Source organism: Brevibacillus jepli (assembly GCF_047229145.1).
Taxonomy (GTDB): Bacteria; Bacillota; Bacilli; order Brevibacillales; family Brevibacillaceae; genus Brevibacillus.
Genome location: NZ_JBFEFW010000007.1, coordinates 172,070 through 198,585 on the forward strand (window position 1 = coordinate 172,070; position 26,516 = coordinate 198,585).

At 49.2% G+C, this 26,516-nt stretch carries 26 protein-coding genes and 1 pseudogene; 5 read left to right on the forward strand and 22 right to left on the reverse strand.

Annotated elements, in window-relative coordinates; translation table 11 throughout:
• Positions 1-13: 13 nt before the first annotated feature.
• From sat to AB1L17_RS10110, 12 genes are all read right to left on the reverse strand, one after another.
• Complete coding sequence (gene sat, locus AB1L17_RS10055; protein WP_412844597.1) at positions 14-1,153, reverse strand: sulfate adenylyltransferase; 1,140 nt, start codon at positions 1,151-1,153, stop codon at positions 14-16.
• Between the two features lie 31 nt (positions 1,154-1,184).
• Positions 1,185-1,901: a phosphoadenylyl-sulfate reductase gene (locus tag AB1L17_RS10060; protein ID WP_412844596.1), complete on the reverse strand. Its 717-nt coding sequence runs from the start codon at positions 1,899-1,901 to the stop codon at positions 1,185-1,187.
• Positions 1,902-1,927: 26 nt separating this feature from the next.
• A complete protein-coding gene (gene cobA, locus AB1L17_RS10065) occupies positions 1,928-3,436 on the reverse strand; it encodes a uroporphyrinogen-III C-methyltransferase (protein WP_412844595.1) in 1,509 nt (502 codons plus the stop codon).
• Positions 3,437-3,500: 64 nt separating this feature from the next.
• Positions 3,501-3,740: a DUF3906 family protein gene (locus tag AB1L17_RS10070; RefSeq protein WP_412844594.1), complete on the reverse strand. Its 240-nt coding sequence runs from the start codon at positions 3,738-3,740 to the stop codon at positions 3,501-3,503.
• Between the two features lie 37 nt (positions 3,741-3,777).
• Complete coding sequence (locus AB1L17_RS10075) at positions 3,778-5,394, reverse strand: nitrite/sulfite reductase (protein ID WP_412844593.1); 1,617 nt, start codon at positions 5,392-5,394, stop codon at positions 3,778-3,780.
• Positions 5,363-6,172 carry a sirohydrochlorin chelatase gene (locus tag AB1L17_RS10080; RefSeq protein ID WP_412844592.1) on the reverse strand — a complete coding sequence of 270 codons (810 nt, stop codon included), beginning with the start codon at positions 6,170-6,172 and terminating at the stop codon, positions 5,363-5,365. Before AB1L17_RS10080 ends, AB1L17_RS10075 begins: the two co-directional genes overlap by 32 nt.
• Positions 6,173-6,599: 427 nt before the next feature.
• On the reverse strand, positions 6,600-7,367 hold the full coding sequence (locus AB1L17_RS10085) for a potassium channel family protein (protein WP_412844591.1): 768 nt from the start codon (positions 7,365-7,367) through the stop codon (positions 6,600-6,602).
• Between the two features lie 99 nt (positions 7,368-7,466).
• Positions 7,467-7,904, reverse strand: a complete 438-nt coding sequence (locus AB1L17_RS10090) for a DUF350 domain-containing protein (RefSeq protein ID WP_412844590.1) — start codon at positions 7,902-7,904, stop codon at positions 7,467-7,469.
• A gap of 21 nt (positions 7,905-7,925) precedes the next feature.
• Positions 7,926-9,173, reverse strand: coding sequence for a glutathionylspermidine synthase family protein (locus tag AB1L17_RS10095; RefSeq protein WP_412844589.1), 1,248 nt, complete (start codon positions 9,171-9,173; stop codon positions 7,926-7,928).
• A gap of 4 nt (positions 9,174-9,177) precedes the next feature.
• Positions 9,178-9,438: a hypothetical protein gene (locus tag AB1L17_RS10100; protein ID WP_412844588.1), complete on the reverse strand. Its 261-nt coding sequence runs from the start codon at positions 9,436-9,438 to the stop codon at positions 9,178-9,180.
• 11 nt (positions 9,439-9,449) lie between these two features.
• Entirely contained in the window at positions 9,450-9,899 is a 450-nt protein-coding gene (locus AB1L17_RS10105) for a hypothetical protein (RefSeq protein WP_412844587.1), read from the reverse strand.
• A gap of 146 nt (positions 9,900-10,045) precedes the next feature.
• The gene (locus tag AB1L17_RS10110) at positions 10,046-10,819 is read right to left on the reverse strand and encodes an inositol monophosphatase family protein (protein ID WP_412844586.1); all 774 of its coding nucleotides are present in this window, start codon (positions 10,817-10,819) and stop codon (positions 10,046-10,048) included.
• A gap of 278 nt (positions 10,820-11,097) precedes the next feature.
• On the opposite strand from AB1L17_RS10110, the gene AB1L17_RS10115 reads away from it, so the two are divergent.
• Positions 11,098-11,475: a hypothetical protein gene (locus AB1L17_RS10115; protein WP_412844585.1), complete on the forward strand. Its 378-nt coding sequence runs from the start codon at positions 11,098-11,100 to the stop codon at positions 11,473-11,475.
• Between the two features lie 45 nt (positions 11,476-11,520).
• On the opposite strand, the gene AB1L17_RS10120 is transcribed toward AB1L17_RS10115, so the two are convergent.
• Entirely contained in the window at positions 11,521-12,009 is a 489-nt protein-coding gene (locus AB1L17_RS10120; RefSeq protein WP_412844584.1) for a PaaI family thioesterase, read from the reverse strand.
• 220 nt (positions 12,010-12,229) lie between these two features.
• Here AB1L17_RS10120 and ilvD point away from each other — a divergent pair, with 220 nt between their 5' ends.
• From ilvD to AB1L17_RS10135, 3 genes are all read left to right on the forward strand, one after another.
• The gene (gene ilvD, locus AB1L17_RS10125; protein ID WP_412844583.1) at positions 12,230-13,906 is read left to right on the forward strand and encodes a dihydroxy-acid dehydratase; all 1,677 of its coding nucleotides are present in this window, start codon (positions 12,230-12,232) and stop codon (positions 13,904-13,906) included.
• 136 nt (positions 13,907-14,042) lie between these two features.
• Positions 14,043-14,645, forward strand: a complete 603-nt coding sequence (locus tag AB1L17_RS10130) for an ArsR/SmtB family transcription factor (protein ID WP_412844582.1) — start codon at positions 14,043-14,045, stop codon at positions 14,643-14,645.
• 81 nt (positions 14,646-14,726) lie between these two features.
• The gene (locus AB1L17_RS10135) at positions 14,727-15,983 is read left to right on the forward strand and encodes an MFS transporter (protein ID WP_412844581.1); all 1,257 of its coding nucleotides are present in this window, start codon (positions 14,727-14,729) and stop codon (positions 15,981-15,983) included.
• Positions 15,984-16,137: 154 nt separating this feature from the next.
• Here AB1L17_RS10135 and AB1L17_RS10140 read toward each other — a convergent pair whose 3' ends face one another.
• Complete coding sequence (locus AB1L17_RS10140; protein WP_412844580.1) at positions 16,138-16,638, reverse strand: C40 family peptidase; 501 nt, start codon at positions 16,636-16,638, stop codon at positions 16,138-16,140.
• Positions 16,639-17,087: 449 nt separating this feature from the next.
• On the opposite strand from AB1L17_RS10140, the gene trmB reads away from it, so the two are divergent.
• Positions 17,088-17,732 (forward strand): tRNA (guanosine(46)-N7)-methyltransferase TrmB, encoded by a 645-nt coding sequence (trmB, locus tag AB1L17_RS10145; protein ID WP_412844579.1) that lies wholly within the window; start codon positions 17,088-17,090, stop codon positions 17,730-17,732.
• A 346-nt stretch (positions 17,733-18,078) separates the two neighbouring features.
• Here the strand turns inward: trmB and AB1L17_RS10150 are convergent, their stop codons facing one another.
• The 8 genes and pseudogenes from AB1L17_RS10150 to AB1L17_RS10185 all read right to left on the reverse strand — a co-directional run bounded on the left by AB1L17_RS10150 (position 18,079) and on the right by AB1L17_RS10185 (position 26,464).
• Positions 18,079-18,777, reverse strand: coding sequence for a DUF977 family protein (locus tag AB1L17_RS10150; protein ID WP_412844578.1), 699 nt, complete (start codon positions 18,775-18,777; stop codon positions 18,079-18,081).
• Positions 18,755-20,386 carry an ATP-binding protein gene (locus tag AB1L17_RS10155; RefSeq protein ID WP_486599049.1) on the reverse strand — a complete coding sequence of 544 codons (1,632 nt, stop codon included), beginning with the start codon at positions 20,384-20,386 and terminating at the stop codon, positions 18,755-18,757. The genes AB1L17_RS10150 and AB1L17_RS10155 overlap by 23 nt, the downstream gene beginning before the upstream one ends.
• 102 nt (positions 20,387-20,488) lie before the next feature.
• A pseudogene (locus tag AB1L17_RS10160) lies at positions 20,489-21,795 on the reverse strand (CitMHS family transporter).
• Between the two features lie 247 nt (positions 21,796-22,042).
• Positions 22,043-22,909: an ABC transporter permease subunit gene (locus AB1L17_RS10165; RefSeq protein WP_412844576.1), complete on the reverse strand. Its 867-nt coding sequence runs from the start codon at positions 22,907-22,909 to the stop codon at positions 22,043-22,045.
• Entirely contained in the window at positions 22,881-23,843 is a 963-nt protein-coding gene (locus AB1L17_RS10170) for an ABC transporter ATP-binding protein (RefSeq protein WP_412844575.1), read from the reverse strand. Before AB1L17_RS10170 ends, AB1L17_RS10165 begins: the two co-directional genes overlap by 29 nt.
• 88 nt (positions 23,844-23,931) lie before the next feature.
• Positions 23,932-25,107 carry an anti-sigma factor family protein gene (locus AB1L17_RS10175; RefSeq protein ID WP_412844574.1) on the reverse strand — a complete coding sequence of 392 codons (1,176 nt, stop codon included), beginning with the start codon at positions 25,105-25,107 and terminating at the stop codon, positions 23,932-23,934.
• Positions 25,104-25,652: an RNA polymerase sigma factor SigX gene (locus tag AB1L17_RS10180; protein ID WP_412844573.1), complete on the reverse strand. Its 549-nt coding sequence runs from the start codon at positions 25,650-25,652 to the stop codon at positions 25,104-25,106. Before AB1L17_RS10180 ends, AB1L17_RS10175 begins: the two co-directional genes overlap by 4 nt.
• Before the next feature lie 101 nt (positions 25,653-25,753).
• Entirely contained in the window at positions 25,754-26,464 is a 711-nt protein-coding gene (locus AB1L17_RS10185; RefSeq protein ID WP_412844572.1) for an AAA family ATPase, read from the reverse strand.
• Between the last annotated feature and the right edge of the window lie 52 nt (positions 26,465-26,516).

Sequence of the window (26,516 nt, forward strand, 5' to 3'; positions counted from 1 at the left end):
ACCTATTAGCGGTTTATACGGACAGTGGTTTTAGCCCCTCTATTAATACCCGTGCGACTTCAGGACGACTAAATTCAGGTGGCGGTGCTTCCCCGCGCGCAAGCATTTCCCTCACCTTTGTCCCAGACAACGCGACATGATGCTCGCTATCATGCGGGCACGTTTTGGTAGAGGCCATGTTACCGCAGCTCTTGCAATAAAAGCTGTTCTCGAAAAACAATGGCGTAATCCCCAGCTCCTCTGGTGAAAACTGGCGGAAAATATGCTGGGCATCGTACGTCCCGTAGTAGTTGCCAACGCCAGCGTGGTCGCGACCCACAATAAAATGGGTGCAGCCGTAATTCTTCCTCACCAGCGCATGAAAAATGGCTTCCCGCGGTCCTGCGTAGCGCATGGCGGCAGGGAACACAGCCAGCTCTACCCGAGTAGCAGGGTAGTACTTTTCCAGCAAGACCTGATAGCTGTTCATTCGCACATCAGCGGGAATATCATCTGCCTTCGTTTCTCCCACGAGTGGATTCAAAAAGAGACCATCGACAATTTCGAGAGCCGACTTCTGGATGTATTCATGTGCACGATGAACTGGGTTTCGCGTCTGAAAGCCGACGATCGTTTTCCAGCCCTTCTCGGCAAATCTTTCTCTCGTTTGTGCCGGATCGAAGAGATAGCGGGCAAACTGATCTTTCTCCGTTCGCTTTACCAATGTAATAGGCCCACCCAAGTACACTTCAGGACGCTCCAGCAGCTTCTTCACCCCTGGATGATTCACGTCGTCGGTTCCATATACGAGTCTGGCCTCTCGCTCCTTATCAGGAGAATAAATATCTGTGATCTCAAGAATGCCATAGACCGATCCTTGATGGCTCAAGCGTACCTTGTCCCCTAGCTGCAATGCTCCCGCTACAGTGGTCGAGACCGGTAGCGTAATCGGAATGCTCCAGACAGTGCCGTCCGCAAGCCTCATCTGCTCCACGACAGAAATGTAATCCGTCCGATTCAAAAAGCCCTCAATCGGACTGTACCCTCCAATCCCGATTAACTCCAGGTCTGAGAGGGCAAATGCATCCATCTCCACCTCATGCGTAATCAATGACAGGTCCGCATGTGGATCAAAGCGATTTACCAGCTTGCCCCCGTGAGGTTTTCCACTCATATAAAACTCCCTCCTCCTATCTATCTTTTATCTATCTTGCGAGATGCAGGCCACACTCTGTTTTGCCCGCTTGCGACCAGCGCCCTGCCCGTGAATCCTCGCCTTCTTTTACCGGTCGGGTGCAAGGTGCGCAGCCGATGCTCGGATAGCTCTGGTCGTGAAGAGGGTTGTAGGGCAATTCAAATGCCCGAATGTACTGCCACACTTCTTCCGACTTCCAATGAATGAGCGGGCAAATTTTGAGTGACTGGAACTTGTCATCGCGATTGATAAACTCGACATTCGCTCTCGTGGCAGACTGCTCTCTGCGAAGTCCTGACATCCAGGCAACCGCGCCAGTCAGCACGCTCTCCATCGGCTGAACCTTGCGGATATGGCAACACAAATCCGGTTGCTTGAGCCACAATTCTTCACCATGCAAATCTGTCTGCTGTGCCAGCGTGATGTCCGGCTGCTTGATCGTCAGACGCAGCGCAGGATACCTCGCTTTCACCTGCTCAATCAAGCTGTAGGTCTCGGAAAAGTGGAGATTGGTATCCAAAAAAGTGACGCGGGCATCCTTTTTCACATCACTGATCATATCGAGTAGCACCATGGCCTCGGCACCAAAGCTACACGAATAAATCAAATCATCTGAAAATGTCTCGTAGGCCCATTTGATTACGTCGATCGTGTCGCCTTTTGCGAGACGGTTATTGATGAAAGCGAGTTGTTCATCTGTAGCTGACGCATATTTCAGCTGACCCATATGCCCCCTCCTTGATCATACAACGTCTATCTTCCCTGCGGAACAGTCGCCGACAGGACAAGAGTCTCCCTGCACTTGGTATTGTCTCGCCACGCAAGGATTCCGTACATATCGCCTGCGTGCTCTGCATGCCTGCCCATTGTTTGCCAGCCCATTTCTCTCGCTGCATCTGCTGTTTCCTTGCCGACGCATAATAACGGTGTCCTCGCCCAAGCATCGCCAGCGAAATGCGCCAGTGCTGGCAGTGTATGAACGTCGTCCGTCGCCAGCCAGTCAAATGACAATCCTGTCCCATTGGCACAAGGGTTGGTCTCATCCCAATCTACCGTGCCTGCTTGGATCACTTGTATCACCCTGCCGTGGCCGAACTGGATCGTTTGCCGCTTGCCTGCCCCAAAATAAAGCGCCTGCTCTTCTTTTGCCAAGGCAAGTAGATCCGGTATTGCCAGCAGGGATGTGTTTTCATCCAGCAGCAGCTCCGGATAAATTCCTCTTTTTTCGAAAGCATCAAGAGCCCGTTGTCCACAAACAGCCAGCTTACACGTCAAGCGCCTGATATCATATCGCTGTTGTCGTAAGGCAGAAGTAAAAAAGGATACGTGCCGCTCATTCTCGAAGACTAGCCAACGATAAGTAGCGAGCTCCGTTAGCGGTGTGTCAAAAGCGTAGTGTTCGATTAATGGAATCGGCATGACTTCTGCGCCGAGCTGCTCCAGTATACTCACGAGCTCGCCTTGTCCTTCATCGCTCGCTCCCCTAGCAACTGCCACCCGTTGCCCGAACAACGGGCGTGATTCGTACCAGTTCAGCGATTCCCGCAGACGAACGACCTCCCCCACGATGATGATGGCGGGTGCAGCAAAACGTGCTTGCTCTACTTCTTTATCGATGGTGCCAAGCTTGCCGATCAACGTTTCCTGCTCGCGTACCGTTCCCCAACGTACCACAGCAACTGGTGTATCTGCGCCTTTTCCATACGCAAGAAGATGCTCCTTGATGCGAGGCAGATTTTTCACACCCATGTAGATGACCAATGTCTCCATGGAGGAGAGGGCTGCCCAGTCCGGCTCCTTGCCTGCATTTTTTTCGCACAAATGCCCGGTGACAAACGCCACGGAGGAGTTGTAGTCACGATGAGTCAGCGGAATACCTGCGTAGAGCGGAGCCGCCATGCCGGAAGTAATCCCCGGCACGATCTCGAACGGGATGGCATGCTCGCGGCACATCTGCGCTTCCTCTCCTACCCGCCCGAACATGCTCGGATCTCCGCCTTTCAGTCGTACGACGTTTTTCCCTTTTTGGGCTTCCCGGATGAGGAGGAGGTTAATCTCCTCTTGCGGCAGCGTATGGTGATCGGCTTCTTTTCCGCAATAAATGAGAGTGGCACCCTTTTTTGTGTGCGAGAGAAGCTGCGGACTGGCGAGGCGATCGTACACGATTACATCCGCCAAGCGAAGCGCCTCCATGCCGCGTATCGTCAACAGCTTGGGGTCACCAGGCCCGGCTCCGACAAAAACGACTCTGCCTGTGTTCATCACTGATCTGTCCTCCTTGCTGTATGGTTTCTTCACAGGAAGAGCCCTACCCGTTTTGGTATCGTTAGCCAAACTGAGAGGTTTCCACTACATACCCTACTCCTTGGCGTCCGAGCGGCTTCTTTTCTACCAAGCTCAGCTCTTTCATACGCGGTGGGGCTATCGTATGCCGCAGGAGATTGTTCTCTGCGGAAGAGAAGGCTCGATCATCCGTTTTGGCTATCACCACAACCGTCAACAATCGTCCTTCCTCTAGTACGGCTTCCAGCTTGTAAAGGTAGCTCTCGGTTTGTTCCTCAGCCATGACACGTCCCTCCTCGACTGAAATACAACCGCACACATTACACTGGTTGCAAAATAGAATCTACCTGAGCCTGGATATGGGAGAGCCCTACCCGCTCCACGTAACGCCAGTATGGTTCGCCTTCCTGACGATCTGCCTTGTAGAGCGTAATCAATTGGGCAAGGAACGGGCCAAGTCTGTCCACGGTGATCCGCGCGTTGAGCTTGCGGTTGAATTGTGGCTCTTCCAATGTCCCACCTACGTGGATGTCGAACGCCTCTACCATTCCGCTCGGTGTCTTGACTAATGCCCCTTGCAGACCGATATCCGCAATCTGACGCTGACCACAAGAATTGGGGCAACCGATCATATGAATTCTGAGAGGTGTATCGAGATCGACTGTATCATCCAAATATTGCGCCAGCGAACGCATCCGCTCCTTGGTCTCCACGATAGCCAGATTGCAGTATTCCGTACCTGTGCACGATACGGCATACCCGACGAACGTATTGGGCGTTAATTTGAAGCGGTTCACGATTATCGGCTCATTGCGAAAAGCTGCGACCCTCTCTTGCGGGATGTTGCGAATCAGGACATTTTGGGTGTTACAGGTGCCAATCGTCCCATCACCATATTCGTCTGCCAGACGGGCCAGTTCATTCAGTTCCCCTGCATTCATCCGCCCAACAGGTACAGACAAGCCTGCGTAGTAGAGTCCTTCTTGGCTCTGCTCGTGAATGCCGTAAAAATATCCGCCATTCCATCCGGAGATCAAATCAATACCGCCTGGCTCAAGCTCGCCAACCAGCTCCATTAATTGCTCCTTGAATTTTTCCGGTCCCCAGTCAGCAACCAAAAACTTGAGACGGGCATGCGTGCGTTTTTGTCGGTAGCCGAAATCGCGGAACAAGGTCGTGACCCCTGCCGCTACTTTGACGACCTTTTCTGGTCGCACGAAAACATCCAGCTGCTTCGCCAAGTACGGCTTTGCCGACAAGCCCCCACCTACCCAGACATGGAATCCGATGACTTCCTCGCCAGCAATGACTTTTTTGGCTGGAGTGAAGGCCAGATCGTTGATTTGCGCATGCGCGGCGTTATGGACATTGGCGGAAACCGATATTTTGTACTTGCGTGGCAGATTGGAGAAGTCGCGATTAAGCAACAAGAATGTTTCCAGCTCTGCTACGATAGGACGTGTATCCAAGACTTCGTGTGGATCAATTCCTGCCAGTGGATTCCCCATAATCTGCCGTGGGCAGTCTCCACATGCTTCAAACGAGGACAGCCCCACTGCTGCAAGCCGAGCAAATATGTCTGCGAGCGATTCTACCGTGAGCCAGTGAAATTGGACGGCCTGACGTGTGGTCACATCCACCAGATCACGTCCATAGTCTTCAGCGATTTTGGCGAGTGTACGCGCCTGCTCACTGCTCAAAATACCTCCTGGAATACGTACGCGCATCATGAAGTGGCCATCCTTTGGACGCTGCGGATAGACTCCTGCCCATTTAAAACGATCCATGTCAGAAGATTCAATCGACGCAAAACCTTCTTTGGAATAGGTGTTTATGATCGTTTCGATGACGTCCAGTCCGTCTTTTTCCAGCTTCGTAAACTCCATATGGTTGAGGGAAGGATCATCAGCCCATTTCCACTGCTTTCTCTCTGCCATGCTCGTACATACTCCTTTGGGAGAAGATGTCAGTAACCAAAGCCATTCGGATGGATTGGGTCATCCAGTCCGCAATCAGAGGATGGGGCAAATACGCACTGCCCTCATAGCGATAATCCACGCCCGCAAGCCGTTTCGGAATCGCTTGTCGCGTGAAGTAGCCCTGGCTGACGAACAGAGGAAGCACGAGAACATCCCCTTTTTGTGCCAGTAAACAGGCTTGTTCGTACAGCGTATCAGGCCTCAGTGTTGCATATCCGGCTGCGGCAAATGCATAGCGGTTTTGCAAGCGGAATGTCAGACGCAGGAGCAGCTTTTCCCAGCGCTCCTCACATCCAGGTAAATCACTGCCATGCCCGACGAGCAGTAATGCTTCCTGACTAGGCAAACGTGATAGACTTGCGATTCGCTCGGACACGATCTGTTCCACGTTTGGGTGATCCTCCAATGGCGGGCACCAGATCAATCTTGACTGAACGGGAACGCGAGTCAGGTCTGTCTCTCCTGTCGGCCACGGGTCCAGTCCCAGCATCGCGCGGATTTCTCCGACGTGATTGCTGCCGGCGGTTGCGAATAGCGGAACGACGACAATGGTTGTCGCTCCCGCTGCTTCCAGACGTTTCACTTCATCGCTGATGCTTCGTCCTTCCACTCCTCCCAAGTAAGCTACCCGGATCGGCAAATCAGTGCGGCACTGCCCAACGGCTGTTTCCACCAACGCCAACCAGTCAGGATCGGGCGAGCCATGAGCAATTACCAAAACCGCTGTTTTCGCCATCGGATAATCCCCTTATTCAAACTTATTTTGTAATTCTTATATGTTTACTCGGAATTATAATTGGGATATTTTGCTCCGTCAATAACAAAATCATATTTCACTTGAACATAGTGGTTTTTGTCGTTGTTGTTGTGGAAGGAAGAAGTTCATTTCCAGTCTACGCTTCGGCCTACGCCCCACAAGGGGGATTGACTGTCCGCTTCGAAAGAAATGGCGGGAGTGCTTCAAACCAGAAAACGCTAAAGCGTTTTTGTATGTGATAAAAGCTGAAATTCCCCGCCATTTCTTCCAAAGCTAAGATGGGCTCCAGAGGCGCTTGGACTGGAAATGAACTTCTTCCTACGCAGCTTTTGTAACCCATTATGAAAGTGATTCAATAGGAGAAAAAAACTGCCAAGTCTGATGACCTGACAGCTAGTTGCCTTCCCTATTCCTCACTCTTTTTCCTCGTTCGACGATACAGCAAATCCACACTTTCTTTGAGCGTTTCATACTCTCGCTCGGTCAAGCTTTCGATCTGCTGGATGTTTGCGATCGCCTGCTTTTTGATCTCTTCGGTCAAGCGATCTGTCTCATCCTTGCTCTTGCTTTCATGTGCCTCTGTCCAATGCGTAGCAAAATTCGCCGTCAAAGCGCCAAGCATTCCAATCCCTGTGATCATCAGGATCGTCGCCATGATTCTTCCACCTGGCGTCACCGGTGAAATATCGCCGTAGCCGACTGTCGTGGTAGTGACGATCGACCACCATAGCGCATCTGGAAAGCTCTTGATGTTCTCGTTCACACCGTATTCGAGCAGATAAATAGCAGTCGAGCTCCACAGCATGATGATCGTGACGACGCCAAATACTTGACGCATGGGCCCAGATCGAATGATCCCCAACAAAAATGGCGAAGCACGCACGATGCGCACAAGCCGAAGTATGCGCATAAATCTGGCTAAATACAAGTAAGAGTCCAATGGAATCATGGCAATCAGATCGAACCAGTTGGCATAAACAAATTTTCGCTTGTCTTTCGCCCTCCATAGCCGGAACAAATACTCAACAATCAGCATGATGATCAGCCCATTGTCTACCTTGTCCATCAGCTCATCAGTCAGCAGAGGATGATTAGAAAAGTCTGCGAACAACAGAATCGCATACGTAATCACAAGCATAATGACAAAAATCTCATACATGACGCGCCAGAACAAAAAGACTCCTCCCTGTGCTCATTAATGCATGTTCAAAAAATTATCTGTTCAGCACCGAAAAAGAGGCGAGAACCTGAAGCGGGAGGAGCCGAATGTAGCTTAGTAGCTGATCAGCGCAGCCATCAACAAGCCCGCTGCAATACTCAACCGCGAAGCGAAAATACCGACGGATACGTTCCCGTTCGGAATTTCAGACACGACTTTAAATGGTGTGACCCATTCGAACAAATAAAAAATGATGACTTGAAATACCATTCCTACAATACCCCAAATGACCAAATCCCACAAGTTAACGGAGTGGTATACAGCCGAAGCGAGGACGATTGCCAAACCGATGATTTTGCCTCCCAGATCGTGGGCTGCGGCTTTTGCTGCTGCCATTTTTTTCGGATCGTCAGTCTGTGCGCCCTGCTTGATCAGATCAAACTCCTTGTAAGGAGTCGTAATAGTAAAAACAAATATTCCCACTGCCAATATCGGAATGGTCACTGCCAAATACGCCAAAAAGTTTAGTACGTAATCCCATTGTCCCAACATGTAAGTTGTCCTCTCCTTTCGCTACCTGTCTATGCCGACCGGCAAATAATATGATAGGTTGTTCGTAATCTGACCACCGACGCGAGCAACAATCGCCGATGCTTCTGTCCCGATCCAGAAGGACCCCCAGAGCAGCCGTCCAGCATAGGCTCCCTTCGTCGTCTGAACCGTTATCTCTGGAAGCTCCGCCCGTTTCTGATAAATCATTGGCTGCTCCCAGTAAAACTCTTCCTGATCCTTCTCTTGCAGTGTACCATCTGAAGCAAACAGCATGACACCGCCACCTTCCCGCCCAAAAATCGGCTTCGTGACGTAGTCCGCCTTGCCTGCAAACCTATTTTCAAAATAAGTCGGCAGCATATAAGCCTCGATGATCGCATGTTCCTCTTCTGTGAAAAACTCATTCGCCTCGTGCAGGTTCCAGATCAGCGCCTGCAAGGCCTTCGTCTGAATGAGAAACGCTGAAGGCGGATTAATGATGGCCAGCTTTTTGCGGGCAATCAGCGAAAGCACATGCTCTCCAGTCGGGTAGCCATCTTCATCCCGTTCTTCCGCCAGCTTTTCCAGAGCATGCAGGCGGTACAGCACATCGACTGGCAGAAGCTCCTCATTCTCTTTTACGTAGAGTCGATCCTGCCAAACACGCAGCTGCTCCAAAGCGGCAAACCGTGCAGACAAACCCGATTGGTTCAGTAAGTACAATGTCGTTCCTTTGTCTTCCTCATGCCAGTCGAGCGAGCTGAACCAGACAGAATCCGTATCATAGCCCCTCTCTCGATACGCGTCGAGTACTTTGCTGAACGCCGATCGAAGCTGCTGCTCCATCCCGTCATTCGGGTCCTCGCACAGGAAATGACGGCAAGCACGACCATTTACGTAAAAAGCCTCAACAATTCCAGTAGGGGTATCACTATTGCACTCCAGCATCTTCAGCCCATCTGTCGTCTGGGCAAAATCAAAACGCCCAATCACAGTAGGCAGCATTTGGGAAACGACAACTCTTACCGCCTGCAGAGCCTGCTTCGGCACTCCTAATTCCAGCAACAAGGAATCCTCTGCACGCTGCAATACCGGAACGACCTTGGTAAAGATTTGCCCAAGGCGATCTGTCGCCAACGCGATTTCCTCTCGAAACGAGGGGGTAATCAGATGCATATCATAAAGCGCGTATTCCTCCCCGTACATCCAGTCCCAGGTAAACACGCCCTCTTCCCGCATCGGGCCGTACAGCGCCTCACGTTCTCGTCGATGGTGATCTGTCACTTCCATCACCTCACCCGGAGCTGGAATAGCCAGAGCTTCCGATACCGCCCTTGGAGCTACTTGTACTTATCCCGCTCGATACACCGGATTTGCTCTTGTACGACTTGTATGTGGAGCCCGAACCCCCACTACTGCTGCTGTCGTCACAATAGCCGTCATTGTCATTATCGTAGCAATCGTCATCATAGTCGTCCCCGGAAGAGCAACCGCTGATCGCAAGTGCTGCCGCGACAAACAGACCGACCACTTTCTTTGATTTCGTTTGTGCCATTTTTCTTCCTCCTACCCTGTCGGCATCGCGTAGTAAACATAAACCTGCCGATCTTCATCCACCTCGGCCGATGTCTTCTCCCATTCGCGCCCATTCAGATACAAATAGTCGCTTTGCAAATGCAAGAGAGCATCGTCATCGTCCTTGAAATAAAACGTGTGTACGAGCGGATAAACGCGTGTGCTTTCCTGATATTCACGCATTTCGATCTGGATGCTGCCCCAGCGAGTGGACACTGCCTCTGCATAATCGACAGCCTGCTCTTCTGTAGAGTGCTTGACATAAATCACATACGTGCCATTTTCGATTGCGCATGACGTCTTTTCATAAACGACATGCCCCTTCACCAAATAATCACAGGCAAAACGCAAGGAGACCTCATCTCTATTCACGTGGTCGTAGTAAAACAGAACAGGGTATCCCCTCGCCTCATCCAGCAGCCGGTATTCCATCCGTGCCATTTTCTCACCTCATTTATCTATCACAGAATAACAAATGATTCGCAACAATTTATACGTACGCCGAAACATTTGGTTGCCAATAAATGAAAAGAAAACCAGCAGAGCCATAAACCGCTACATAAGTCCTGTTTCTTTTGTGCCCGTTACTATCGGATCATGCCGCGAATCGTCTCATGCAAATGTCCGTTGCTCGCCACTAATGATGGAGTGTGATCTTGTTGGAATGGTTCATGCTGATACGGCTTTCCAGCCCAATCCGTGATTGTTGCACCTGCCTCTTGAGCAATAACAATTCCCGCAGCCACATCCATAATACTGGAGCGTTGCATCACGATATAATCGAGCCACCCATTTGCCAGCAAGCACCAATCCAATGCCGGAGCGATATTGCGCATGAGACGCTTGGTCTGGAAAACAAACGGTTCCGTAAAAGCCATTTCTTCTTTCTTCGTAACGGTGTCGCGTCCGCGAATGTACGTACCTACTGCACGTGTGAGGTCTTGGCGACTATTGATGGTTATGCGCTTACCGTTCAAGTAGGCGCCTTTTCCTTTTTCCGCCCAAAACATCTGGTCAGCTACCGGATTGTAGACGACGCCCAGCACCAGCTCACCCTTGTGTTGCAGCGCAATCGAGATTGAGAAATACGGATAGCCAATAAAATAGTTATTTGTTCCATCCAAAGGATCGATAATCCACAGATACTCTTCCTCGCGCGAAACCATTCCGACCTCTTCAGAAAAAATCGTATGTGTCGGAAAGTGACGATGCAGCACCTCAAGGATACGCTTTTCACTGCCCTTATCCTCCGGCAGCTTCACGTCGTTATGCAACTCCTCATCAGGCACGAGCTGTTCGAGAAAACGTTCCTTCAAAAATGCACCTGCGACACTTGCTGCTTCTTTTGCAATCTCTATCATGACATTTCGCTCCTTTTTCTTTTTGAACAACCTTCTAATGCGTGTTCAAAACGTCGGCTTTTCAGCACCGAGAAGATGGCGAAAATCGAACGAAGGAGGAGCGGAGTGTAGGAAGTCTACATGAGCACCGGACTTCGGAGATGAACGCCATATTCGAAGTCGAATTCGCTGTCTTGACTACTTCGTGATCAAAAGACGACTTTTTGAACAACCTTCCACTTGCACTTATACAGGGAACATTACTATCATAGAAAGACACCCGAAGGAGGGGGATATAAATGAACACCGACTTCATTCGGCTGAAAAATATGGAGGGTGAACTCAAATTCACCCAAATGAACAATAGCTACGGCTTCTCTGTCACCACAAAGGAGCTTGTTTTTTTCAAGCCACACATGACCTATCATTTGTTTTTGCAGGATATCGTCAGCATGATCCCGATGAAGCTGGACGTTGCCCCTGTCACGTTTCGGCATCAGAGTGAGACGGTTCACGCCTCATTTGGTTCCGATTACTACAAGCTAACAGCCAAGTGGGCACGAATTGTTTCCAGGTCCGGTATTGTCGAAAAAGAAAACATGGAATTTATCGTGCCGGTTTCATCCAAAATGCTCAATTACATTTCTGAATACAGCGGCCTCGTCGTTATTCGGTAACACCGTTAAGCCTCGCTCTCGCCTTTTTATGTGGAGCGAGGTTTTTTATTTCCGATCTTTTCGGGGAAGCACGATGAACGATCCTGTACCGTGGGCGATCCGCTTGTTCCGATCATCGTAGACACTGCCCTCCATCACCACCAGTGTCTGTCCACGATGCAAAAAGCTCGCCTCTGCACGCAGCCGCTCTCCTTTTCCCGGACGTAAATAATTGAGCTTCAGCTCAGTCGTCACTGCGTAGTAATCGGGTGGCAAGGAACGATTGATCAAGGAGCCCATCGCGGAATCGATCAAGGTAGCCAGAATTCCTCCATGAACAGCTCGTCCTGAATTGTGCATAAAAGGCGTCAGCGGCAATTCGAAGCGGTACGACTGTTTTTCTTCGTCAATAAACTCTCCCTTTAAGCCGAGAAACCCTGAGATAAACGAGCTATTCCGTTCCCGCTTCTGATGAATGGCATGGACGGCCAGCTCGAGTATCCGGCGCTCCTCCTCATTCCCGTCAGACCAGGTGCTTTTTAGTTCATCTAACATTTTGTTCACTCCAACCAAAATAGAATCGATTCTTCTATTTTATCCCAAACACCTTGATTTCGCTATGATTCCTAAGCTTATCGTGATCGAGAGCAGAGTTCCGAACCCTAGAGACTGAGCAAATGTTCAGACTTTTACGGTTGTTTCTCTTATTAAAAATTGATAAGATAGTTCAAAACATAAGACAGGCATTATCCGTATTGGAAGGGAGTTTTTCAAATTGGCCAGACAACGAAGTGATATGATCAAAAAAGGATTTGACCGCGCACCACACCGCAGCTTGCTTCGAGCAGCGGGTGTAAAGGATGAGGATTTCGATAAACCGTTTATCGCCATTTGCAACTCGTACATCGACATTATTCCAGGTCATGTGCATTTGCAGGAGTTTGGAAAACTGGTCAAGGAAGCTGTTCGTGCTGCAGGCATGGTTCCATTCGAATTCAATACGATCGGCGTTGACGATGGAATCGCTATGGGGCATATCGGGATGCGTTACTCCCTCCCGAGCCGCGAGATCATCGCAGACAGCCTGGAAACCGTTGTCGCTGCTCACTGGTTTGACGGCATGATCTGTATTCCGAACTGTGACAAGATCACGCCTGGTATGATCATGGGTGCGCTTCGTGTCAACATTCCAACCGTATTCGTCACCGGTGGCCCGATGAAAGCCGGAAAAACAAGTGATGGTCGTTCCATCTCGCTTTCCTCTGTATTCGAGGGCGTAGGAGCTCACCAAGCTGGCTTGATCAATGACCAGCAGCTCGAAGAACTGGAGCAATATGGATGCCCGACTTGCGGTTCCTGTTCCGGTATGTTTACAGCGAACTCGATGAACTGCCTGCTCGAAGCTATCGGTTTGGCTCTGCCTGGCAACGGTACTGTACTCGCTGTCTCGCCTGAACGTCGCGAGCTGGTACAATCATCTGCTGAAAAACTGAAAAATCTGATTGAGCGTGACATTAAGCCACGCGACATCGTGACACTCGAAGCAATCGACGATGCATTCGCACTCGACATGGCGATGGGTGGATCAACGAATACCGTTCTCCATACACTGGCCATCGCACAAGAAGCAGGCATCGAATATCCGATCGAGCGCATCAACGAGGTAGCGAAGCGCATTCCGCATATTTGCAAGCTCGCGCCTTCCTCCGACTATCATATCGAGGATTGCCACGAAGCAGGCGGCGTATCGGCTGTTCTGAAAGAAATCTCGAATAAAGCAGGCGCGATCCATCCAGATCGCATCACCGTAACAGGTAAAACTCTCGGTGAAAACTTCGCCAATGCTGAAATCAAAAATGATCAAGTCATCCGTCGTCTGGACAACCCGTACAGCGCTTCCGGCGGTCTCGCTGTTCTGTTCGGTAATCTAGCAGAGCAAGGCTCGATCATCAAAACAGGCGGTGTCGATCCTTCTATTAAAAAGCATGAAGGTCCAGCCATCTGCTTCGACTCCCAAGAGGATGCTCTCGCTGGAATCGCCGCTGGCAAAATCAAATCCGGTCATGTTGTCGTCATCCGCTATGAAGGTCCAAAAGGCGGCCCAGGTATGCCAGAAATGCTGGCTCCTACCTCGCAAATCGTCGGCATGGGTCTCGGCAAGGAAGTCGCTCTCGTCACCGACGGACGCTTCTCCGGTGCTTCCCGTGGTATCAGTATCGGTCACGTGTCTCCAGAAGCCGCTGAAGGCGGTCCTATCGCCTTCGTACAGGACGGAGATATCATTTCGATTGACCTCGAGGAGCGCACGATCCAGCTGCTCGTAGATGAAGCCGAGCTGGCTCGTCGCCGCGAAGGCTGGAAAGAATTCGAGCCAAAAGTAAAAACAGGCTATCTGGCTCGTTACTCCAAGCTGGTAACCAATGCGAGCATGGGTGGTATTTTGAAAATCTAGTGTTTCAAGTAAAGGCGAAACCCTTCCTTTGTGAATCACCGTCACATGGGAAGGGTTTTTATATTGACTTTTCCAGCTCCTCCCATCTACAATCAAGTTAATAAATCTTAACTGGTTAAAAGGATCGTGATGGAGTTTGGAGCAAAAGTCGATTTTTATTATCGAAAACTACGATCAGCTAAAAGTCATTAGTGACCCGCTGCGCACGAAGATGCTGATGCATCTCGTGGAAAAGCCACATACTGGGCAACAGCTCTCACAGCTTTTTGGACTGTCCCGCGCGAAGATTCTGTACCACCTGCGTGAACTGGAGAAGCATGGCATCATCCAGTTGGTTAAAAAAGAAGAAAAGGGAGGCAACATTCTCAAATACTATCAGGCGGTCGCCAGAGGCTTCATCCCTGCTGATCATCTGCTCACGTATACGGAGTCAAAGGAGGCTACCAGGCAATCCTATGTCGAAGTCTTGCAACGGGCGAAAACAAGAGCGCTCAGTGCTCCTGAAGAAGCCTTTGCGCTGACTTCATCGGAAGTCGAGAAATGGCCACGCATCTCCCTGCAATCTGAAGTCAGAGTCAGCGAGCAGGCGTTTGTGTCCTTTTTGCAAAAATACCGGAACCTGCTCCACGAATTGCAGCAAAGCTCCCTGGATGACCCATCTGCGAAGAAGGATTACTACCTGATGATTACGGGATTTCAAATCGATGAACCGTCATTTAAAAAGAATAGGCAGGAGTAAAAACCTATTTTGCTAGGTTTTTTCTTTCGGTCTTACGGTTAATATTTTTTAACCGGTTAATTAAAAGGAGAGTTGATACTCATGGAAACGATCCCCAAGCAATCCAGCCCTCCCTCGGCGGATACTTCCCGCTTGTTTACAAAGCCTTTTACCCTACTTTGGATGTCTGCTCTCTGTTCCGGACTCAGTATCTCTCTCTTTCTTTTCTCGCAAACCTGGTATATCATTCAGGTTTTATCTCTTGAGGCCTCATTAGGTATAGTGTTTATGGCTGCGACAATTCCAAGAATCGTTTTCATGCTGGTAGGCGGAACGATCGCGGATCGGATGAGTAAAAAGAGAATCCTGTCGGTCACCAGCTTGCTCAAAGCACTTTTGATGCTGTTGCTTGGGGGAATACTCTGGTGGGGGCATTCCTCGTTTGCGCTGTTTGTTTGGTTCGCTCTCTTCTTCGGTACCATTGATGCCTTTTATTGGCCCGCTCAAAATTCGTTCCTGCCGTCAATCGTACCCTCTTCTTCACTTTTGCGCGCGAATTCTGTGCTGCAAACAACAAACCAAACCTCGCAGCTGATTGGTCCTGTCCTTGCGGGGTTGGTGATTGAGTGGGGAAGCTATCCCCTATTATACGGCTTGGTTGGACTGCTACTTCTTATTGCAGGTATCTCTGCATGGAGTATGCCGAATCAGGAGTTTGTCCTTCTTACAAAACCACAACAAACGCTCAAGGAATCTATAAAGGAAAGCTTCTGTTATGTCAAACAATCGGATTTCCTGCCCTCGCTATTGACCGCCATCATCTGCCTGAACGTATTTTTAATGGGGCCCTTATACATCGGCTTGCCGATTTTTGTAGATCAGGTGTTATCCGGTTCTACCCTGCAGTACAGTTTTCTGGAAGGCGCCCTCGCTTTTGGCATGCTTGCAGGGGCACTCATACTTACCCTCACTACGCTTGGCCAGAACAGATTACAGATCGCCTTTCTTTTCATGATCATGCAAGCGCTCGTTTTCTTTGCTTTTAGTCTCACTCAACAGTTCTGGCTAAGCTTGGTTATTCTTTTTACGCTTGGAATGACGTTTTCTCTTATTAATGTTCCGATCCTCTCCTTTGTTCAGGAAAAAGTGCCGAAAGCCTCATTAGGGAAAATCATGAGTCTGGTCTCGCTCTCCTCTTTAGGCTTGCAGCCGATTTCACAGGCGATGACGAGCCTTTTGATTGCTTGTGGACTTACAGCCAAGGAAGTTATGCTCCTTGCTTCTATCCCCCTCTTTATTGCCTCCTGTTTCTTTTATTGGAGGCAAAAGAACGCTCGGCTCGTAAAGAGATCCCATTGAGAGAGATCCGATTGAGCTTTGCACGAAAGCAAAAAGGGACGATCTGTAATGGATCATCCCTTTTCCCTATTTTATTTGCATCATTTGCCTTTTTTCCAATCGCAACTTCCCAGAGTGCGAAACGTATTAGTAAGTAGAGAGCCAGACGAGCGAATTACAAGACTCGCCGTGCCGAAACGAAGCGCTTATCCCAGGACGTACCCTTGAAGGTCGAATACGTCACTCCTGGCTTTCCATATGTATGTAAGAGTTTGTTGTTGCCTGCATAGATCGCCACATGTGTAATCCTTTTGGACTTCGTCGTCGTACTCGCCTTGAAGAACACCAAGTCTCCCTTTTTCAGGCTCGACTTGGACACACTCTTTCCTACCTTGGCTTGATCTCGAGAAGTACGCGGCAAGCTCTTGCCGACTGCGACCTTAAATACACGTTGTGTAAAGGAAGAGCAATCAAAAACAGCTGTTGTATTTTTGCTCGCACCGAATTTATAAGGAGTACCCAAATACTTTCTTCCCGTGGCAATGACCTTGTCCGCCTTGGATTGCGTCCATGCAGCCTCTGCTACATTTTGCACTCCTGGCAGTGGAGCGACAATCGATGTAACACCAAATGTTACTCCCATTACGATTCCTATGAGGGCTTTATGTAATTTCATGTTGTTCATCCTCCCTTTTCTTTTGAAAAAGATCCCTGCGCAACAAGGGACCATTTTATGCAAAGTTTGGCTGACCTCTCACTTGTTCTCTACTTTACCAAAGCTCACACTCTATGAAATTACCAAAAAGTTACCAAAAACTATTTTTTCAACTGGATATCATTACTGCTTGACGCCTTCGTGCCTGATTTTACAGGCATTCCTCAAATTTTCAGTCTATTTCCTTACCATAATGTCCCTCTCAAATTGGCAAAATTTATCCAGTCTCCATTTGTGTAAACCCGCATCCCATGCGACTTTCGTCCTAGTCCCATTTACAAAAAACCCCTTTCCACTCTTTTTTCTCGTAATCTGCGTCTGGAATCTCGCTTGCCTTTCTTCTCTCTCTACTTGCAACTAGCAGGGAGTCATCGTAAAGTAGATAGGAGTTCGTTTTGAAGGAGGCACATATGCGACTGCGTAACATTCCAGGTGCCGAATCGGCCCTGAGAGAATATCCGACGTTCGTAGACAATCCCCTTTCCTATAAAGGAAACTGGAAGGAACGCTTCGGGAATAACAATCCGATTCATGTGGAGATCGGCTGTGGAAAGGGACGCTTCATTAATACATTGGCCGAGCGTCACCCTGACATCAATTTCATTGCGGTTGAACTGAAGGCGGAGGTCGTTCTGCGCGCTGTCCAGCGTACGGAGTACAAGGCTGTTCCGAATCTGGCTTTTGTCCAATACGACGCTTCCAAGTTGACCGATTTGTTTGCTGATCACGAAATTTCTCGAATCTATTTGAATTTCAGTGATCCGTGGCCAAAAACCCGTCATGCGAAACGCCGCCTCACTTACAAAAGCTTCCTGAACACGTATCGTCAGGTGCTTGTGGCAGACGGCGAGATTCATATGAAGACAGACAATGAGAATCTGTTCGAGTTTTCGCTCAATCAATTCGCAGCCGAGCGGTTCCAGATGCGCAATATCACCTTCGACCTGCACCAGTCCAAGCTGGCGGCAGATAATGTGATGACGGAGTACGAGGAGCGCTTTTCTTCTCGTGGGCAGCGCATTTATCGGGTGGAAGCGAGCTGTGTGATTAAGTAAACAGTTGGGTTAACATAGGGGAGGAGAAGAAAAAGCACAGTTCTCTTCGACTCTGACACGCCCGCAAGGGGGATTCACTGTCCGTCTCCATTTCAAAAAGGGGCCCGTCGAGCCAAAGCCACCCTACGGGCGGAAGTTTCTCAAGGAAGAAGTGTTCGACAAGCGTGGTCCCCTTTTTGAAGTTCCGACTGGGTAGGCGTTGTCAAGGTCTGCGAGCTCTGTGCTTTTTCTTCTCACCAGCTTTGTTGGTTCATCGGTACTTTCTAAAAATCATAACTACCAAAAAAAAGACCCTCCACGCTTTCAAGTAGGTTTTGAATCTTACTTGCGGGCGCGAAGGGTTTTATTATTCTTTTTGCCGTCCGACGCTCTTGTACACGCGCTCTGGACGTCCGACGACACCGTACGAAAGGTCTGCGATGGCGTCTCCTTTGGCTACCAAATATTCTAGGTATCGCCTTGCCGTTGAACGGCTAATGCCTGTTTCCTTGCTGACCAAATCCGTCGTGGCCTCCTGTGTCTGCATGAGAAAGCCTGAAATCTTGTCCAGTGTAATTTGATCAATTCCTTTGACTGCCCGTGTCTCGGTTGTCTTCTTTTGGCCTGTCCGGGCAATGAGTTCATCGATTTGGGCTTGACTGATCTGATCGATGTCTTTTTTCCAATCACTCACCTTTTGCCTGAACTCCTGATAGTTCCGCAGTGTTTGTTGCAGGCGTGCAAAGATAAGTGGCTTGGTAATAAAATCGAATACGCCATAGCGGATCGCCTCTACAACCGCATCTACTTCTTTGGCAGCCGTCAGCATGATGACATCAGTGGTAGGGAACTGCTCCTTTATGATTGACAAAAAATCGAGTCCATCCATATCGGGAAAATAAATGTCCAGTAACACGAGATCGGGCTGCAGGATTTCCATTTGGTCTTTGGCCTCTTGTCCATTCGTGGCAATGCCAATCACCTCGTACCCGTCCACTTTTTCCACGAATCGTCGGTTTACCTCTGCGATTCTCAGGTCGTCTTCAATAACTAATACCCGTATCACCTAAAACGGCCTCCTTCCGTTCTGCCGTGCGTGCATCTTTTGGTATCGTCACGGTAAAAATCGTTCCTCCTACCGGATTTCCCGTATGCGTAATATTGCCGTGTACGTGTAAGACAGCTTGTTTCACTAAATGCAATCCATAGCCATGATTCGGCTGTGACTTGGTGGAGAAGCCCAGATCAAAGATTCGCTCAGCATTTTCTTCAGAGATGCCTGGCCCACGGTCCTCTACTTCTATGAGCAAGACCTCTTCCATATTGAGCAAAAATATCGTGATTTCTGGAGCAAATGCCCCCGGTGATTTAACAGCATCCATCGCATTATCTATCAAATTGCCCAGAATGACAATCAGCTGTGAGCGATCGATAGAGGCAGGAATGTCACGGAAGTTGCTTTCCGGATCAATTTTCAATTCCACTTTACGTTCGTTGGCCTGATTCAGCTTCCCTAGCAACAGTCCTCCGATCAGCGGGTCGGGGACTTCTTGCATAATAAACTTCGTATTGTGGACATGCACATTCAGCTCAGAAGAAATCGTCTCAATGGCTTCCTGATACGATTCAAGCTGGATGAGTCCTGAAATGAGATGCAGCTTGTTGGAATACTCATGCGTCTGGGAACGCAGCACCTCAGCGTACTCCTTTACCCGTGACAGCTCCTGAGTTACCTCGAACAGCTCGGACCGATTGCGAAAGCTCGCTACCGCGCCCATCACATGACGCTCCTTATCCATAATCGGGACGCGGTTCACAACTAAAACATGCTCGTCCACATTCGTTTCGCGGTCAAATTCGGCTTTCCCTGTCTCAATCACCTCATGAAGGCCCAGTGAACGAACTAGCTCGTCCTGTTTCTCCATGATACTGTCTTTCTCTTGAGCCTGCCCTAGCATATGGAGGGCAGTCTGATTCGCGAGTGTGATTGATCCTTTCTTATTGACCGCCACAATGCCTTCGCGAATCGATTCCAGCACAGCTTGATTTTCCTGATACAACCGCCCGATCTGTTCAGGCTCCAAGCCGAATATCGCTTTCTTTACATTTTGCGAAAGAATGAGCGTAGCCGCTACACCCAAGAGCAAGGTGACAATGCCGATGACAATGATCCGGTTGCGATACGATTCGATCGTTTCATTTATATCCTCAAACAAAAAACCGACAGATACGACTCCCATGACCTTTCCTTGCTCATCATAAATCGGTGTCTTCCCTCTAAGGCCGGGCCCAAGCGAGCCGACTGTCTCTGAAATGATCGAGTGCCCCTGAAACACTGCCTCGTTGTCGCCACCCACCATCATTTTCCCGATTTGCTCTGGATCCGGGTGTGAATAGCGGATGCTTTGTAAATTTCCAACGGTGATAAAGGACGCATTCGTGCTTACGCGGATTTTTTCCACGATTGGATTAATAATTTTGGCCGGGTCTTCTGCTGCAAAGGCCTGTTTAATCTCGGACATCTGCGCAACAGTCTTGGCGGTATGCAACGCTCGTGTGCCGATTTCTTTTTCCAGTACATCCGCCAGCATCTGTTCAAACATCGTACCGAGTATGGCAGTCACCCCAAAAAGGAGCGAGCAAATAATCAGCATGAGCTTGCTGTGAAAACGCACATCGTTCCCTCCTCTTCTTCTCATTGTATCTCATTTGGCTCTATGACGAAAAAGAGGCCATGAGCAGGCCTCTTTTTTTCTTCATGATTTAGATGTAGTTTCCTAGAACGAGATCACTCCTGTAAGGATCGCAAGGACAATCATCACCATCGATGTTCCAAATGCCCATTTCAGGATGAACTTCTGGGTTTCCGCATAATCGACCCCGACCATTCCGATCAACAAGTACTGTGCAGCAAACAACGGGCTGAGTACGTGCAATGGTTGTCCCAGAATAGACGCGCGACCGATTTCCGCCGGATCGACTCCATAAGCAGCAGCTGCATTAGCCAGAATCGGAACAATACCGAAATAATACGCATCGTTAGACATGAAATACGTGAATGGCATGCTCGTCAATGCTACGAGCAGAGGCATATGGAGCCGAGTGAATCCGGAATCCAGGAAACGAGTGTGCCTGCCATCGCATCGATCATTTTCGTTTCAGTCAGGATACCTGTAAAGATTCCCGCAGCGAAAACCATCGACACGGTAGCGAGGGCATTAGCCGCGTGTGCAGCAATTCGCTCTTTCTGATCTTGCATCTTCGGATAGTTAATAAACAGGGCAATGGCAAAAGCGAGCATGAACATCGTCGGCAGAGGCAAAAAGCTCGTAATCAGACCAACCATCAGGGCTGCTGTCAAAAGCAGATTGAACCAGATCAGATGCGGGCGCTTCAGAGCAGCTGTCTCGTCGGTCGCCGCTACTTCTTGTCCTGCAAGCGATTGCAATTCTTCATCTGGCAGCTCAATGATTCCTAGACGCTTCCGCTCTTGTTTGCCCAAAATACAGGCGACGATCATAACCCACGCGATTCCGCCAATCATCGCTGGGATAACCGGTACGAAAATTTCAGAAACATCCATATCGAGAACACTCATGACACGTGCCGTCGGTCCACCCCAAGGTGTCATGTTCATCACACCGAGTGCGAGCATCGGCACGACTGCCAAAATCATCGGTTTGATTCCCAGCTTGCGATACAAAGGCAGCATCGCTGTAACCGTAATCATATAAGTCGTGGTTCCATCTCCATCCAGTGCTACCAAGGTAGCGAGGATCGCTGTACCTACAATGACCTTCAATGGGTCACCCTTCACGATTTTCACGATTTTCTTAATTAATGGATCAAACAAGCCTGCATCCATCATGACTCCAAAGTACAAAATGGCAAACAGCAGCATAATTCCCGTAGGCGCAATCTTCTTGATACCTGCAAGCATCATATCGCCAATCTCTGTGCCAAATCCGCTAATCAACGCAAAAACAACAGGAACAACAATCAAAGCAACCAATGCAGAAAGCCGTCTCGACATAATCAAGTACATGAAAACGGCTACCATTAGAAATCCGAGTAATGCCAGCATACGCTAGTTCCCCCTTGCAAGAATGCGCTTACAATGATGTTGTAATAACCATGACGAATGCGCTTTCATATTGTGCTGTCATTATAACAATGTTCGTAAAAATCCGAATAGAATATGCACATAAACTGTTTTAACCGCATTTACACGATTAAAATCATAAAAATCACGAAATGCGCATATGCTGATCGGAGCTTGCATGCACACAAAAAAGAGAACGGCACGAATAAGCCGTTCTCTTTTGGTTTTCTTATACATCTCGCTTTTGAAACACGCGAATGGACAGCCCCAACGCCACAATACCGTATACAAGCGTGTAAATGAGCATGGCACCGCTCGGCGGAGATGTCGTACCGAAGATTCCTTGTGAAGCAAAGGATAACGGATCGTCAGCCGTTTCAAACAGCGAGATCGTCACTTGCCTGAACAACGAATCGGCAGGAAACACCAGACTGGATATAATGCCGATGTTTGTCATCGAGCTGTTGCTAAAAGCGGCACCCAGCTGCTCGATAAAGCCGCCAACGAAGCTGATTCCGTACAGAATGATCAGGATGATACCACCCGTCACAGTCGTAGTCACACTACTCAAGAGCATCGCTACACAGACCAGAATGATCGGCATTCCAACGAAGAAGGCTGCTGCTTTCAGGATTTGGTCAATGCCCACCTGAACAGCCAAAGCACCGCCACCAACAAATTGGTTTATCAGCAAAAGTCCGAAGAACATCAGGAGTGCGTACAGCCCTAACATACTCGTCAGCCCGAAAAATTTCCCCAGTACGTATTTGTAGCGAGGAAGCGCACGGGCAAGCCACGTGTCGATTTGATGGCTTTCGATTTCAGATGCAATGCTCCCGACACTGCTCAAAATCGCCAGGAGTGCCGTAATGACAGACCCAAAGTACAACCCCATCCCCAGAAGCTGAGTGGAGAAGAAGTTTTTTTGCAGCACAGCTTCTGGACCCGCGGCCCCGAACGATTCCTCCATTTCCTTGATCGCAAAGCCGGTTGCCAGTCCAAACAGCAGTAGGAAGGCCAGCGACATGATCAGCGTAATCGTAAAAATACGCTTCGAGATCATCTCTCTATACGTGATTTTGATGATGGGCCACATGTCCTTCCTCCTCCTTCCTCTGCACCCAGTACAGGAATACGTCCTCCAGTGATTGCTGCTTGCGCACGACCTCGTGAACCAGAGTACCTGATGCAATCAACTGTTGCAAAAGTGCGGGCACCCGATTGTCCTGATCTAGCGTCATCAGCCATGTTTCACGCTCTTCCTCTTGTCTGACGATGTGACTCGCTGTAACGAAAGAAGGAAGCCCGTTTGGAAGGCCTGCACTAGCTTTATCCACTGTCAGTTCAATTTGTGGAAGGACATTGCTCAGCTTGCGCCATTCGCCATGGACAACCAGCTCACTGCGGTGAATGATCCCCACGTAATTACACACCGTCTCCATTTCGCTCAAGAGATGACTGTTGAGAAAAATTGTTTTTCCTTGGTCACGCAGCCTCGCAATCAGCTCACGTACTTCTTTTCGGCCGATTGGGTCTAGAGCCGAGGTTGGTTCATCAAGGAAAATCAGTTCTGGATCGGATAAGAGGGCGCAGGCAATCCCGATACGCTGCTGCATGCCTTTGGAATAGCCCCGGATACGTTCTCGCTCACGCCCAGCCATTCCGACCTGCTCGACGACGCTTTTTATCACTTCTTTGCTCTCGCGATGCGTCAATCCACACAGCTCGGCATGATGCTCCAAGAGCTGCTGACCCGTCAACCAGTCAGGATAACGGAACAGCTCTGGCAGGTACCCTACTTTTTTTCGTGATTCTGTACTGCCTATCGGTTGGCCAAGCATGACCGCTTTTCCATTAGTCGGGTGCAACAGCCCGAGCATCGTCCTGACAAAGGTACTCTTGCCCGCTCCATTTTGACCGAGGAAACCAAATACAGAGCCACTCGGTACTTGTAGGGTAATATTTTTGCAGCCCGCTTTACCGTTGTATTGCTTCGTCAGGCCCCAGGTTTCAATTACGTAATCTGACATCGCTTGCCTCACTTTCTTCCCTGTAAACGGGACAAAGCAGAGCTCTCCATTTCAGGAAAACTCTGCCAATCCCCTCTATTTGCTTTGACTATTTCAGCTGTTTCGCAAAATCCAACAGTCCGTCGGCATTCTTTTCGCTGCCTTCCAGTATGTGAATCTGTCCATCCTGCTGCCACATCAGATGAGCATTGTATTCACCTGAGATCAACATTCCGTTTTGTCCGTTCACTTTTACGTCCTTCATCTTGCTTTCGCCGTCTGCCATGTATGGGACAGGGAGGGTATGCTGCCAGTCTTCGATGCTAATCATCTGCTTTTTCACTTGATCCGGAATGAATGGCAGGGCCAAGAGTGTCTCGCGAAGCTGTGCCAGATCAACTCCCTCTGGAGCTGTTAGCTCAGGTGCGTCCATGACAGAGTAGCCATAGCTTTCTTTTCCTGCGGTCATCCAGACATTCTGCATCTGTGGAATCTTCAAGGAGAAGCGTTTGCCACTCAGCTTCTCGTCAAAGCGTGCCTCTACCTGCAATTGAGCCAACAGCTTGTTTGCACGATCAGCATCGATCTCCATGTGCATGGTGTAAGGAGAATTGACGTCTACGCTATCCACCGTGACATCCTGTGGCAGCTCCGGCAGCTTCACTCCAGCCTTTTGGGCGGCTTCTTTGCTGTTGTAATAATGGTTTCTTTGTTCGAGCTTCTCTTGATCATTTTCATCAATCCAGATTTTCCCTATTCCCTTCAGCTCCATCTCGCCTACATCGCCGTTTGCGATCCATTGCTCGAGCTCTTGCATATCCTCTTGCGTCACTTTGACGAACTCTACTTTATCCATGCGGAAAATGGACAGGAAATCATTCGCTGCTGCCTGTACCTGCGGGAAGGACAAGGACACAGCCAATACTGCTGCTGCCGAAGCGCCTGTCACCCATCTTTTTGTTTGCTTGTTCATCTGTTTCCAGCTCCTTCTGATTGTTGCTCGATTCGTTGTCATGCTTCGCTCTTGTGAATATGTGTTGGTTGGTTTATCGATTGTCTCCGAAAAGCGCTGCCATGCTGCTTCCGTATTGACCTTCACATCACTTGTCTCGGAAAAAGCATGCTCCATCTTCTCACGCGTCCAGCTATCCAACGCGGACAGTTCGTCCAGCTGTGTGCGGCATTGTTTACACTGCTCCAGATGAAGCAGGAATTGCTCACTTTCTTTTGCGCTGCACTCGCCATCCAGGAACGCCTGGACAAAGCCTGTATCTGCACATTTCATTCCTCTTCCCCCCTCATCCGGCCATATATGGTGCGAAACTTACTTTTTGCTCTCGCTAGTAACGTTCCCACCGAGCTGATCTGCGTACCAGTCGCCTTGGCTAACTCCGCATAAGGAAATCCGGAATATTTCATGACCAGCAAGGTTCGTTCCCGCTCATCCAGCTCCTCTAGCACTTCGCGAACGACACTCTGGGACTCTTTTGTGAGCCAAATCTCTTCTGTAGAAGGACTGACATGCTCTTGCTCAGATGCACTTCGCTCTTGTCTTGCGTACCTGCGTTTTTCTGAACGAAGATGATTGTACGCAGCGTATAAGGCGGACTTGGACAGCCATGCCGGGATATGCTCTATCACCGAACGATCTGTATGATAAAAGGAGAGAAATACATCCTGTGCAATGTCTTCTGCTGTTTGTTGGTCCTTCACAATTCGCATAATCTGTCTGACCACAAACGGGTAATAGGTCGTAAACAATTGTTGAAAGGAATCTGCTTGATCCTCTGCTCGAGCACGGTTCATCACCAGGTTTGCTTGCACCTCCACTGGAATTCCTCCTTCCTGCGTACGCCATTGACGTTAGTCTCTATTGCTTCGTTCATCTAATAGAAACCGCCAAGAGGATTTTTGTGACAGGAAGAATAAAATTATTTTTCATTTAAAAAAAGATCTGGCTTCTCCAGGAATCGGCGCGTCAATTGATAGTGCTCCGTGTCGCGATAATTCACCTCTTGGACAGGCGACTGATCGAAATTGAGAATTTTTGCGCCTGGGTAGCCCAGCAGAATCGGTGAGTGCGTCGCAATAATAAATTGAGCTCCTTCTTCCACCAAGTCACGCATGAGATACAGAAAAGCAATCTGACGCTTTGGTGAAAGAGCAGCCTCGGGCTCATCCAGCAAGTAGATTCCCCTGCCGTTGAAGCGATTGGCAAACAGCGAGAAAAAAGATTCTCCGTGCGACTGCTCATGAAGCGAGCGTCCGCCGTAATTTCGATAGCCTCTTGCGCCCATCTCATCGATATGGCTTGCAAAATGATAAAAGCTCTCTGCCCGCAGGAAGAAGCCATTCGTCATTTTAGGCAACCACGACAGGCGTATGTAGTCACCCAAGCTCGCCTCCGAACGGTGTACCTCGTAATAATTATTCCGCGATCCTCCAGCGGTATTAAAACCGCATTGATAGGCAATCGATTCCAGCAAGGTCGATTTACCCGAGCCATTCTCTCCTACAAAAAAAGTGACGCTGCTCGCAAGCTCGATCGCTTCCAGCTTGCGCAAGGAGGGCAAGTGAAACGGATATTCTTTCGTGTTCGGAAATTCCTCTCGCAGCAGCTTGATCGTTCGTAAATAAACCATTTTTGACCTCCAGTCTCATTATTTTCCCTGCTCACGCCGATACAACCTTATA